12 protein-coding genes and 1 tRNA gene are annotated in these 12963 nt (G+C 40.1%); 6 read left to right on the top strand and 7 right to left on the bottom strand.

Annotated features, from left to right (window positions below; all coding sequences use genetic code 11):
* Positions 1 to 87 precede the first annotated feature (87 nt).
* Positions 88 to 2835 carry an InlB B-repeat-containing protein gene (locus GVV22_RS06605; protein WP_159649345.1) on the top strand — a complete coding sequence of 916 codons (2748 nt, stop codon included), beginning with the start codon at positions 88 to 90 and terminating at the stop codon, positions 2833 to 2835.
* 54 nt (positions 2836 to 2889) lie between these two features.
* On the opposite strand, the gene GVV22_RS06600 is transcribed toward GVV22_RS06605, so the two are convergent.
* Complete coding sequence (locus GVV22_RS06600; RefSeq protein ID WP_159649344.1) at positions 2890 to 4491, bottom strand: hypothetical protein; 1602 nt, start codon at positions 4489 to 4491, stop codon at positions 2890 to 2892.
* Entirely contained in the window at positions 4484 to 5179 is a 696-nt protein-coding gene (locus tag GVV22_RS06595; protein WP_159649343.1) for an ABC transporter ATP-binding protein, read from the bottom strand. The genes GVV22_RS06600 and GVV22_RS06595 overlap by 8 nt, the downstream gene beginning before the upstream one ends.
* Positions 5180 to 5271: 92 nt before the next feature.
* Here GVV22_RS06595 and GVV22_RS06590 point away from each other — a divergent pair, with 92 nt between their 5' ends.
* The 4 genes from GVV22_RS06590 to GVV22_RS06575 all read left to right on the top strand — a co-directional run bounded on the left by GVV22_RS06590 (position 5272) and on the right by GVV22_RS06575 (position 8355).
* A complete protein-coding gene (locus GVV22_RS06590) occupies positions 5272 to 6063 on the top strand; it encodes an acyltransferase domain-containing protein (RefSeq protein ID WP_159649342.1) in 792 nt (263 codons plus the stop codon).
* Between the two features lie 49 nt (positions 6064 to 6112).
* The gene (locus GVV22_RS06585; protein WP_159649341.1) at positions 6113 to 6577 is read left to right on the top strand and encodes a cupin domain-containing protein; all 465 of its coding nucleotides are present in this window, start codon (positions 6113 to 6115) and stop codon (positions 6575 to 6577) included.
* A gap of 142 nt (positions 6578 to 6719) precedes the next feature.
* A complete protein-coding gene (locus tag GVV22_RS06580; RefSeq protein WP_159649340.1) occupies positions 6720 to 6989 on the top strand; it encodes an ACT domain-containing protein in 270 nt (89 codons plus the stop codon).
* 7 nt (positions 6990 to 6996) lie between these two features.
* Positions 6997 to 8355, top strand: a complete 1359-nt coding sequence (locus GVV22_RS06575; RefSeq protein ID WP_159649339.1) for a PFL family protein — start codon at positions 6997 to 6999, stop codon at positions 8353 to 8355.
* A gap of 50 nt (positions 8356 to 8405) precedes the next feature.
* Here the strand turns inward: GVV22_RS06575 and GVV22_RS06570 are convergent, their stop codons facing one another.
* Together GVV22_RS06570 and GVV22_RS06565 are read right to left on the bottom strand one after the other, a co-directional pair.
* On the bottom strand, positions 8406 to 8753 hold the full coding sequence (locus tag GVV22_RS06570) for a potassium channel family protein (protein WP_159649338.1): 348 nt from the start codon (positions 8751 to 8753) through the stop codon (positions 8406 to 8408).
* A 22-nt stretch (positions 8754 to 8775) separates the two neighbouring features.
* Positions 8776 to 8851 (bottom strand) — tRNA-Lys (locus tag GVV22_RS06565).
* 209 nt (positions 8852 to 9060) lie between these two features.
* Here GVV22_RS06565 and GVV22_RS06560 point away from each other — a divergent pair.
* Positions 9061 to 9900: an AraC family transcriptional regulator gene (locus GVV22_RS06560; RefSeq protein WP_159649337.1), complete on the top strand. Its 840-nt coding sequence runs from the start codon at positions 9061 to 9063 to the stop codon at positions 9898 to 9900.
* An 18-nt stretch (positions 9901 to 9918) separates the two neighbouring features.
* On the opposite strand, the gene GVV22_RS06555 is transcribed toward GVV22_RS06560, so the two are convergent.
* From GVV22_RS06555 to GVV22_RS06545, 3 genes are read right to left on the bottom strand one after another with little or no spacing between them, the layout of a single operon-like run.
* A complete protein-coding gene (locus GVV22_RS06555; protein WP_159649336.1) occupies positions 9919 to 10605 on the bottom strand; it encodes an HAD family hydrolase in 687 nt (228 codons plus the stop codon).
* 42 nt (positions 10606 to 10647) lie between these two features.
* The gene (locus tag GVV22_RS06550) at positions 10648 to 11895 is read right to left on the bottom strand and encodes a class II D-tagatose-bisphosphate aldolase non-catalytic subunit (RefSeq protein ID WP_159649335.1); all 1248 of its coding nucleotides are present in this window, start codon (positions 11893 to 11895) and stop codon (positions 10648 to 10650) included.
* Between the two features lie 2 nt (positions 11896 to 11897).
* Positions 11898 to 12944: a PTS fructose transporter subunit IIC gene (locus GVV22_RS06545; RefSeq protein ID WP_159649334.1), complete on the bottom strand. Its 1047-nt coding sequence runs from the start codon at positions 12942 to 12944 to the stop codon at positions 11898 to 11900.
* Positions 12945 to 12963: the final 19 nt, after the last annotated feature.

Below are 12963 nucleotides of genomic sequence, written 5' to 3'. Positions count from 1 at the left end.
GGGAACGTTTTTGTTGCGTTCTACGCCTTTTTGGGGTTCGGTTATGACTTATGATTTAGTATTTATATATGAGGGAGATATATAAGTATGAAGAAAAAGAAATTAATTGGATTATTAGTCAGCGTGGCTTTAATCCTACCAGTATTTTCGATTCGTGCCGATGAAGCAATCGTAAGCACACAAGAAAATAACGAAACAATGACGGACGGTACTACGACTGACCTACAACAAGAACCAGTCCAGTCAGAGGCAGAAATCAGTGAAGAAGTGGAAGTACAAGACGTTCCAAAAACCGATGTGGTAACCGAAAAGGACTCCAACGAAGAAGCGGTACGTGAATCTGATCATAAACTAGAAGTTGAAATTCAACAGCCTGCGACGCAAGTTGCGGCAATAGGTATCGATGATGAAACAGCCTTAATCCAAGAACTGGCAAATGCTCAAGGAGATGTGGTTCTTGAGATTGTTGGTGGGAGCGTTATTAATTTAACAAAACCACTTGTAATCGACACATCAAAAATTACAAGTCTGAACATTCAATCAACCAATGATAGTCCTGTTATCTTGAATCATGCGAACGCACAACGCCATTTTACAACATCTGGAACGGGTGTCTTAGACCTATCATTTTCAAACGTAGTTTTAAGTACCGATGGTGACCATGGCTTAACAATGGGTGGTATCGCATTCTCAAGTAACTTAAAAGGGAATAAAATTTCCGGATTAACGGCGATGAATAACCCGCAAGTAGCGACAGGGTGGAATTCAGGATTCCTTGTATTTACGGGAAATGGCGGTAGTCTGGATATTACTAATACAACATTCATCAATAATGGCATCGAATCTCGAAACGCCGTCTCGTCGGCATTGATCCTTATTGATACGAAGAATACAGATGTAAACTTTGACAACATTGTGTTTACGAACAATAAAAAAACAAATCAAAGTGGTGGTATGATTAGCGTTTATGCGCAAAATGGTGCAATCACAATGAATAATGTTACGATGACCGATAACGAAGCAGCAAGTAATAGTGCTGGCGTGTTCTATACCGGAAGTGGTACATCAACCCTTTCAGTTACTAACAGCCACTTTAAAGGCAATCGAAACACTGAAGGAATGGGCGGTGCCATTAATCTTCGACTCAAAGATGCATCGGCAACAACCTTATCGAATACACATATCGAAAATAACTTTGCCGATCGAGGTGGTTCAGGGATTAATGCAGTTCTTGAAACAACAAACGGCTTAACACTCGATACCGTTACAGTTGATGGAAATACAGGTTCAAGACATCTTTACAATCCAGAAACTGGAGAACAATCAGGAACATCAAGTAGCGGTGGTGGTATTTATGTTGAGCAGCTTCGCGACTTAGGCTATGTTACAATTACAAATTCTACAATTTCAAATAACATTGCGACTTCAGGTGGTGGATTCTATATCTATACGGATTTTAGTGGAAATACGAATGTCTTAATTGAGAATTCCACGATTACAGGTAATATCGCAGACTACCACGCAGGGGCGCTTAATTTTAATACCAACAGTAAAACTGAAACAGTAGGTTCAATTCAAATTAATGATACAGAAATCACCCACAATACGGTAACTGGAAATGATGCAGGACCGGGATATTACGAAGGTGGTTATGGTGGTGCAATTTACTATGGTAATTTTGATGACAGTCTTCGTGCATTAAAACTCAACGGTGTTACATTCTCTGACAATAAATCGGAATATCCTGTCGAATGGTCCTTGAGCGAACGCAGTGATGATGCACTAAGTAGCATCCATCACGACAGCATTCTCAATACAACATACTCAGCATCACAAAATGCATTTATGGCAGCATATGACAATGCTTACAATGGGGATGACATTCACGTCGATTATTCCGCTATCGTATATTTTGATCCCAATCCAGACATGATTGCGGGATTTGAGACTTTGGAATATAATCAAGAACTGAATTACGCGTTAACGATTCTTGGACAAAACATCCAAGAACCACTAACGCCAGTGATTCCGGGATATCGTTTTGTTGGTTGGTTTGATGAAGCGGGAATGCAATGGGATTTCGCAACACGTCAAGTTCAAGAAGTGCATCAGTATCTCCATGCTCAATGGGAGAAGGTAGAGACCTATACAGTAACCTTTGACCTTAATGGCGGGACAGGTATTCAACCAGATATCCAAATCCTAGAGAGTGGTTCAAATGTCGAGGAGCCAGTGACGCCAACGCGCCCTGGATATACTTTCCAAGGATGGAGTTTGAGTAAATCAGACATTTCCACACTTTGGGACTTTACAACTAATACAATCGCACAGGAAAATATCGTGCTTTATGCACAGTGGGCCGAAATCATTGTGCCTGTTGAAACGGCTACAGTGACATTCGACTTGAATGGTGGTGTTGGGTCTTTTGATTTAATACAAGTATTACAGCTTGGTTCGAAAGTGTCAAAAGTCATGAATCCAACACGAGATGGTTTTGAATTCATGGGATGGACCTTGCAAAAGTCAACACGGGTTCTTAACTATTGGAACTTTGATACAGATCTTGTGAATGGTGATATTGTACTTGTTGCACAATGGAAAGCAATAACAGAGGAACCTGAAGTTCCAAGTGAACCAGAAGTTCCAAGTGAACCAGAAGTTCCAAGTGAACCAGAAGTTCCAAGTCTACCAGAAACTCCAAAAGAACCTGAGAGCAATGATACATTACCCCAAACGGGTGTTGATGCTTCATCAGTAATAACTTATGGAACTGGAATCGTAATGCTCGGACTGGCGATGGTAATGATTTCGAAACGCCGTCAAGCGAAACAATAGATAAAAAAAGAAAGTCACAGTGTGACTTTCTTTTTGCGTGATACCACGGATGGACTAATGCTCTCGAAGCTTAAATGTCTTATGCGCAAATAAGCGAACCAAGATGGTACTAATAACAATAATCACAAGACTAAAGACTGTAATCACGATATCAGCGGAAGCGAGTGATGCAACCATATTGTTGCTGTAAACAAAGAAAATGATCGCGAACTCAGCAATGTGGTAGGTGATACTTTTAACCTCCATATCACGGTTGTACGGTTGTAAGATATAGTATAAGAAAAGATGAACCGTTGTGTACAATGCTGAAAGTGATAATAAACTAATGCAAAGAGGTATAAAATTCGTAAATTCAAAACTGAGAAGTCCAACGATGTTCCATAAGACAAGACCAAGTAATACTGCAAAGACAGGTACAAAGTTAATAAGTATTAAGATTGCAAGTCGCGAGAGATATTGCTTCCAGATGGTCTCTTTGCGACGGTAAAAGGCATAATGGAGTAAACTGTAATCAGCATTGAGAAAACATGCACGCGTAATTTTTTTGGTTACATTAATGAAATAGAAGACGAGCATGAATTGACTGATTAGAGTGCTGTTTGAACCCACGATTGTTTCGAAAAAATTGGGGCCAAACAAATAAACAGAACCCACTTTGATAAGAACCCCACCAACTACAAAGGCAACGATAATTCGAAGTATCCAAATAAGCGGTTTATACCACATCCGACGATGCCGGAGGAAAAAGGCAACATTAAGAAGTTTGTATCCCGAGTAGCGATGACTTAATTCTGTATCTTGATTTACTTTTAGGTCATCGATGCGGAGTTCTTCTTGTGTGAGTTCTTTGACTTTTTGTGATGTTTCTGTACTGAGACTCATGTTTTGTGTCATGAAACGATTGACTGCAGCGGGATCGGCATTACGTTTCGTATAACGAAGGCTCCAGATACTCAAAGCAATCATGAGTAAACTAAGTAGGATATAGACATAATTCAGTGTTGCGGGTAGGAAAAGCAGTAAAAAGGGAATAAGACCCGTAAGCACGGAAATGATAAGCTCGTAGCGCATTCGCATCTTCTTTTCGTGGCTGTTGAAGTAGCGAATGGTGAGAGCTTCTCCCAGATACATGGTAAAGCAAGGCACCAATAGCACAAATAAAGCAAGGATAAGTGCATAAGCGTGTCGAGAAGGCCAAAGTGTGACGCCCGTTACGATACTTGCCATTACACCAAGTAAGATGCGGTCGTAGGTGCGTTGGTTCAATGAATACGCGTAATAATCTACACTCGGTGTCTTAAACAACGTCAATAACATCCATTTTGACTTTGAATCTTCGAGAATTCGTGTACTGGTAATTGATAAAGCATTCAGGGCGGTAAAGTAGATGACAAGTGACATCGAAGTGTCATTCAAGATTGCCAAAGGAACCGTATTCGCTAATAGAAAGATAATAGCGAGATAGATCGCTTTCTTCGCAAGACGTGTCATAAAAAGGATGACATTTGCCAATTTTGCCAACTTTATTTTGATGTCTGCGTTGTAGTAAGCATAAGGACTCATTAAATTCTTAAGAACAGGAATCTTCCGAAGGTAGAAGATAGCTTGGTTCATAAACAATGTAGCGCGAATATCAGAGAAAATTTTGTTATTCATGATCTTCTCGGAGAATTTCCACGATTTCAGCTTCGAATCCTTCACTGTGAAGCTGGTCGGTATCTAATTGTTGGAGTGTTCCCTTATGGAGAATGACAACTTCATCACAAATATCTTTCGCAATTTGTAGAATATGTGTCGATAGAATCATGATACAGTCGTGTTTGAGTTCAAGGAGTAAGTTCTTGATTTCAATCGAAGCGATAACATCAAACGATGTAAGTGGCTCGTCAAGAAAGAGAACGGTAGGCTTCAACATAATAATACTAATCATTTGAAGCTTATTACGCATACCAAAAGAGTACTCTTTGATGAGCTTATGTCGGTCATCTAAGGTGAACTGAATCCGATCAAAGTAACCATCAATATCTTCGCGTTTGAGCCCTTTATCTTTATGAATATCAACAAAGAAACTCAAGAATTCAAAACCAGTCAAAAATTCAGGAAGCATTGGCATCGCATACACGTAGCCAAAATCCTGTTCAGAAATGGTCTGGGATTCATCGAGATAAACGCGACCTGAGTCGGCTTGCATTTCTTGGCTAACACAGTTAAAAAATGTTGTTTTCCCACTTCCATTCCGTCCGAGTAGTGCATATATTTTTCCTTTTTCAAAAGTTGCATTAATGTTTTTAAGGACATGATTTTGGTCAAAACTTTTGTTTAAATCTTCAATCACAAGTTTCATAAGCGACTCCTTTGTGTTATATTGTTGATACAATGATACGATAATGCTATTGAGCAGTCAAGAAAATATAGAGAGAGTTAGGGTAAGAAACTATGAAAAAAGAAGATAAAGTTTTAGATGTGTTAACGCGTGCTCATTTCTTAGAAGATGTCTTGCAACTGTGGAATCATCAATCACCAGAATCAGAAGCGGAAACAAACTTGCTTGAGATGCTTGTTAAATTGGAGTCACTGGTTGACACGTACGCAACGAACGGTATCCCGCAATCAATTTTAATTGATAGTCTTAGAGATTTTAGATATCGGACAAGTCGCTATAATAATGAAAAGGGCGGGGTAGGACTTTCGAAGCATGACATGCATTGGTTGCATGATTTTTTAAATTTCAGATTGTTTGATCTTGGTTCCTTGCGCTATCAAATCTTTCCGTTTGATAGAACTTATATCGAACGTGAGGGCATGGATTCCCTTCCATTGACTCAAGAACAGAAATCTCGCTTTCAAGATGGCGATGTGTATCTTAATATTCATATTATGAAAGGGGCAGATTTATCCCCAATCGCCATTGAGGCATCGCTTCAGCAGGCTCGTGATTTCTTTTCAAAATACTTTCCCGAGCTCAATATTAAAGGATTCATCACCCGTACTTGGTTGATTTACTCGAAAATGTCCTATCTTTTGCCTTCAGAAAGTAATATTGTCAAATTTGGTCATCGGTTTGAAATTATCCAAGAAGCACCCATTCGATATCAAATCCTAGAACGTGTCTATGGAACACAAGATTTAGAGGTGATAGCCCAGATGCCTAAGAAAACGTCACTTCAAAGAAACATCTTAAATAATTTAGAGAATGTTGGAGTATCGTTTGGCTACATCCCTTTTTAAACAGATGCGTGCTACGTTATAATAAGGCTATGAACAAAAGGAGCAATCTATGAAACAAAAAGAATATTTCATTGAGCATCTTAACCTCGAAAAACATGTGGAAGGAGGCTGGTTTGCGGAAACTTACAGTTCGGATAAAGCCGTCGATGGCAAACCCATCGCATCGAGTATCTATTTTTTATTGGATGAGACGAATTTTTCTGCTTACCATAAGCTTACATCTGATGAAATTTGGTACTATCACTACGGTTCAAGCTTGCATGTCTCAATGATTGATTTAGAAGGAAATTTACATGACATTAGAATCGGTCCTAATCTTGAGGCGGGAGAAGTGCTTCAGTATACGGTGCCCAAAGAATGGATTTTTGCATCCTATGTTGAAGCGGGATTCAGTGTTGTTGGCTGTATGGTTGCACCGGCATTTACGTACGAAGACTTCAAACTGTACTCTTATGATGAACTCGTATCACGGTATCCACAACATCACGAGATGATTCGTGCTTTAACGCGATAACCTTACGCTTGCTAGGCAAGCGTTTTTAATTGCACATTCATCACACAAAAACGTATCCTTGTTGGACACAAAAGCTACGGGTTAGTGATATTTTTATCATAAATATGATACGATATCGGAAAAGAAAGAAGGCAATACTAGAATGAAAGCAATAATTACCGTAGTCGGATCAGACCGTGTTGGAATCATTGGAAGTGTTTGTACATACCTCGCGAAAGAAAATATCAATATTCTCGATATTAGTCAAACCATCCAAAGCGAGTTCTTTAACATGTTGATGGTCGTAGATATTACCGCAGTTATCGATCGCTTTGATACTGTACAAAAGGCGTTAACAGCACACGGCCAAGAAATAGGGGTTGAAATCTCCATGCAACGTGAAGAAATCTTCTCGTCAATGCATAGATTGTAGGTCAATGATGATAAGTACAAAAGAAATATATGAAACACAAACGATGATTCTTGAGCAGAATCTCGATGTCCGCACAATTACGATGGGTATTAACCTCATGGACTGTGCCGATGAAGACATTGATGCATTCAATGAAAAAATTTATGCAAAAATTACGCACCGTGCCAAAGATTTGGTCACAGTGTGCGATACAATTGCGCGCGAGTATGGCATTCCTATCGTCAATAAACGTATTTCAATTACGCCAATCGCGATAGCTGCATCGGCATGTAAAACCGACTCATATGTCTCCATTGCGAAAACACTTGATCGTGCTGCAAAGGAAGTTGGCGTTGATTTTATTGGTGGATTTTCAGCACTTGTTGAAAAAGGGATTACCCCCTCCGATCAGATCCTTATAAACTCAGTTCCAGAAGCCCTTGCGGTTACAGATCGTGTTTGCTCGAGCATTAATATTGGGTCGACACGTGCAGGTATTAATATGGATGCGCTCTTACAGATGGGAAATCTTATTGTTAAAACGGCCGAACTAACTGCAGATCGTGATAGTATTGGCTGTGCTAAGTTTGTTGTTTTCTGTAACTCTGTAGAGGATAACCCTTTTATGGCTGGAGCATATCATGGCGTTGGCTTAGCGGATACGGTCATTAATGTGGGTGTTAGCGGCCCAGGTGTCGTCAAGAAAGCGCTTGAGAATGAAGATATTTCAAGTTTCGAAAATCTCTGCGAAACGATCAAGAAGACCGCATTTAAAATTACACGTGCTGGACAATTGATTGCTCAAGAAGCATCCCGTCGTTTAGGTTATCCATTTGGGACCATCGATTTATCACTGGCACCAACACCTGCTATTGGTGACAGTATTGGAGAAATCTTCCAAGTGATGGGACTGGAACAACCGGGTGCGCATGGTACAACCCTAGCCCTTGCATTGTTGAATGATAATATTAAAAAGGGTGGCGTCATGGCTTCATCTCATGTTGGTGGTTTATCGGGTGCTTTTATTCCTGTTAGTGAGGACCATGCCATGATTACAGCGGTTGAAAAAGGTGCGCTGACACTTGATAAGTTAGAAGCAATGTCAGCAGTCTGTTCCGTTGGAATCGATATGGCCGCGGTCCCAGGGAAAACGACTGCAAACCAACTCTCAGGGATTATTGGTGATGAATGTGCAATTGGCTTTATTAATAATAAAACTACAGCCGTCCGTATTATTCCTGTCATCGGAAAAGATGTTGGCGAATCGGTAGTCTTTGGCGGATTGTTAGGACATGCGCCAATCATGCCAATCAATGACTTCACGAATGATGCATTTATTTTACGTGGAGGCCATATTCCAGCACCAATTCATAGCTTTAAAAACTAAGAAAAAGACTTCAATGTGAAGTCTTTTGTTTATATAATTGGAATCAAAAATTAATCGAGTGAGTCGACGTTAAACTTAGTGCGTGAGAGACATTCGCGCGCGAACAGCCCTGCTAGAAGCCCAACAATACCTACACCTAATGTTGCATATACCATTGTAAACATTTTACCTAGAGCCGCTACTGGAACCAAATCGCCATAGCCAATCGTCATTAGTGTGACAAAGCAAAAGTATAAGGCATCAAGTGGCAACATCCCTTCATAGAACGTAAAGAAGCATGTCCCTGTGAGTAGAAGCGCTAAGACAAGCACAATTATGGCACGTGTTTCATGACGCTTGCCGATATTCGCAAAAATTTTCCAGATTTGCTTAAATCCTAAGAATAGAAAACTCACCACAGGGGTGAGTCGAATTGTGAATTGGTGTTCCCACTCGGGATCGAACCGAGGACCCACAGATTAAGAGTCTGTTGCTCTGCCGGCTGAGCTATAGGAACACAAATAAACACGGCATCAAACAACATCTTGGTGTCTGTTTATAGTTTTATTATACGCCGATTTCATGAAATCGCAATCGTTAGTGATAAAGTATTTCGTTTATTTTGAAAGTGGGATTCGATATAATTAGTCTAACTGAGTAGCGTGTGCACAAAATGACAGGTTTTAAAAGCGTAGAAGCGTTACGATTGTTTCAGGAGGTGAAGGGATGCAAACTATAGTACACAAAATCGTTGATACAATCGAGGACGATTTAGAAACAATTTCATTGGACGAACTTGCGCAGACATTAAATTATTCTAAATTCTATTTGCAAAGATTGTTTGCGTTCGAAACTGGGGTGGGTTTAAAAACCTACATTCGACTACGTCGACTGAGTCGAGCCGCTTTTGAACTCAAAGAGAGTGAACAACGTGTCATTGATATTGCCTATAAATATGGCTATGAAACACCCGAGTCGTTCACAAAGTCCTACAAGCAGCAACACCATCAAGCACCATCAAAGACACGCTCAGATAATCAACCACTTCGTATCTATCCAATGTATCGTCAAGAACCTTCCAGAAAGCAGGAAACTATGATGAAAGTTAGAATCGAAACACGCGATGCATTTGTTATTTGTGGTACAAAATATGAAATGAGTATTGAGAACAATGAAAATTTAAAACTGATTCCAAGTCTTTGGGAGGAACTCAATACATCAGGAAATGATCAAACTCTTTTTGAAATGAATGACGGTCCAATCAAAGGGGTACTCGGTGTATGTGTCCCCATTGATGAATCAAGGATGGCATATTGGATTGGAACCGTAACGCAACAAGTAGTGTCAGGCTATGATGCCTTACATGTTCCAACATCACGGTTTGCAGTATTTGAGGCAAAAGGGGCACTACCAGACGCGATTCAAACGGCATGGCAAGCTATTATGCAAGATTGGATTCCAACAAGCGGTTACCAAATAGATGGTGGTTTGGATTTTGAAGTGTATCCAAATGAAGACCCAACAAGTGACGCTCACATTGCAGAGATTTGGATAAAACTAAAATAGAGATATCTTCGGATATCTCTATTTTAAAGTTTTTAGGAGCTCAAAAAGATCGCGATGGTTGGATACCTGAAAATCTGGAAGCGGACTTTGCGAGTGTTGTTTCTGACTAAACCAAATACTGCGCCAACCTGCCTTATGTGCACCAACAATGTCTTTCTCGTAATCATCCCCAATATAATACGTTGGATTATCTGGCAATTTTGAATGCATATAATCAAAGATAGCACGATTCGGTTTCGCAACCCCGAATGATTCTGAAATTACAATCAGATGACTTTGAAACCATTGCTCAAGATTTAAGTTCTTAATTTTTTGTGTCTGATGTGCGGTATTTCCATTTGTAATAATTCCTATAGGAATACGCTCATTTTTGCACCAATCCAAAATAGCCACAACGTCATCAGATAGGCTCAGTGCATACTGGTTTCGTTCATAAGACTGTTGCCATTTAGCAGCATCTTCAGAAGAGATGTCAATGTCATAGGAACGAAGCGTCGCTTGAATTCGAAGACGTCGCATTGTAACGAAATCAATGAGTTTTCGTTCGTGGTGTTCAAAGTAGACGGCACTAAAATGTTCGAAATGCTCAAACAGGGTCGAAATATCTTGATTTGCCACGGCTGGAAAAACATCCTGAATTGCATTCAAAAATGCTGTTTCGCGAAAATATAACGTATTGTCTAGGTCGAAAATTAGATTTATCATACAAACTCCTAAGAAAGAGACACCGTAAGTGTCTCTGTATCATTAAATGCGATCGAATAAATTTATAAGATTAAAGGCAACAGCATAGTTGTGGATTGGCTGTTTGATGGATTCAATCACGTACCGTTTCCCGTCGATGCCACACTGGCTCAAGTTTTGGTAGAGAACGCTTGTTTCACGGATAATGTCAGGATCATTAAAGGTATAGTGGCCTGCGATATCCAAGATTTCAAGTGAAAGTTCAGGATCCTTTTTTATTGTCTCAACCGTAATGTTTGGATCAATAACCCATTTTTTCCAGCGTTCACTATCAATCGCTTTCGTTAGCAGTATATCATACAATCGTGAACGATTGGTAATGGCACCTTTGTCATGAAGGAATGTTTCAACGTTGGTTAACGTAATCAATGCGCGTGTTTCTTGAGTACCATATTGTGGTGCAACATTGACTGCAGAAATCATTGTTGGTCGGTGTAATAACAATGTTTCATCGGATAGGTAATCCCCGTTGTGTTCTTTTAAACTCACACCATAAGAAGCGGCCATTCTAGCAAGATTTTGTGCATTATTATAGTTAAAGGTTCCGACTTGCTCAGTTTTCCGTGTGAGCGTTCCAGTTTGCCCAACAATAAATGAAGGATGAGGTAATCCCAGCTTATCAAGGCGTTGATTTAATGCTTGAATGAATTCTTCATAGCGATCTGTGCTTGTGAGCCCACCATTTGTTTCTTCGGTACCAACCTCATATGCAATTTCTGGAAGACCTCGCTGGATTCGCTCAGCTTCGCAATACTCGATAAGTTCAACAGTCATGTCAATAACGGCTTCTAATGGAATTACTTTCCCAACTTCAAAGGGATCTTTAGTAGGGTCAATCATTAGTAAATCAAATCCTGCCAGAATATCTTCAAGGTAAGATTGCTTTGCGATAGCCATTGCTGTTTCTTTCGCGATGTGATTGTTGCGTTCTTCATCACGTTGCCATGGTCCCCCATGATCTCGACATAAGTAGTATGAACCGGTAAATCCAATTTCATTCGCAATATTTTGAATATCCTGAGCGAAACGCGCCTGGTTCCATCCGTTAACATAGCCGGCCCCGAATTCATCCGAATCGACTTGATTTCGACTCGCTATAAACATGATTGGAAAGTTACCGTCACGAGCAAGCTCTAAACTCGCAATAATCAGATTTGAGGACATGGGACCAATCCCTAATAGGGTTGCGCCATTACCTTGTTTCTCGAGCTCCAACAAACTGGTGAGGAGTGAATTGAGTTGTACTTTCATAACTATTTTTCCTCAACATCTGGTCTTAAGACATGTAAAATTCCTGCAGTAACACATGCACCAATTAACATATCGAGAACAAACCATAACTTGTTAGTTGCGGCAGCAATAACAATTAACCCTCCATGAGGTACAAAGACTTCGACATTGTGAATCATTCCCAAGCCGGATCCCACAGCGCTACCGATGATAATTGCAGGAAGAACTGTTTTGATACTCTTGACTGCAAATGGGATTGCACCTTCTGTAATTCCGATAAGTCCCATAAAGAACGCAGATGCACCTAAATTCTTTTCTTCAGTTGTATATTTCTTCTTAGAGATAAATGTTGAAAGTGCGACACCAAGTGGTGGAATGGCAACAGCAATTCGGAATGCACCGTTTGGTCCGTATATTCCCTCTGCCATTAGTGCTAATGTAAATGCGGATGCTGTTTTGTTGATAGGTCCTCCCATATCAATTGCTGTCATAGCTCCAATAATGACACCTAAAATTACAGCTTGCGACCCTTCAAGACTCGATAATAAATTCATGAGCCAAGCCATCAGTGATCCCAGTGGTGCAGCAAGTACATACATGTAGGCCATACTTACTACAAACGTTGTGAGCATTGGGATAATAAGGATTGGCATAATTGTACGAATCGTATTGTTAACGTTCCAAGTTTTCATCCAACGTGCAAAGTATCCTGCTAAAATCCCAACTAGCATCGCACCTAAGAACCCAGTACTAACATTGTTTGCTCCGACAGGATTATTAGCGATGAATCCTGTAATCATCCCTGGTATCAAGCCAGGTTTCCCAGCTAATGAATATGCGATGTATCCCGATAGTATTGGAATCATCATTGCAAATCCAGCTTCACCTATTTTAAGTAAATTTTGGAAGAATGGGTTTGTAACAACCATTCCAGCGTCTGTAGCTTCTCCAGTTGCGAGTGCAGCAGCAAGGAATATCCCACCGACAACGACCGCTGGCATCATATAGGAAACACCGGTATTGAATGCCTGCGTTAAATCTTTGAAAATTCTGTTAGGTTTCTTTTCCATGATTCTTTCTCCTTTTATG

Origin of the sequence: Erysipelothrix aquatica, assembly GCF_009828825.1 — a bacterium.
Taxonomy (GTDB): domain Bacteria; phylum Bacillota_I; class Bacilli_A; order Erysipelotrichales; family Erysipelotrichaceae; genus Erysipelothrix; species Erysipelothrix aquatica_A.
This window is presented reverse-complemented; position numbering and strand designations above follow the sequence as displayed.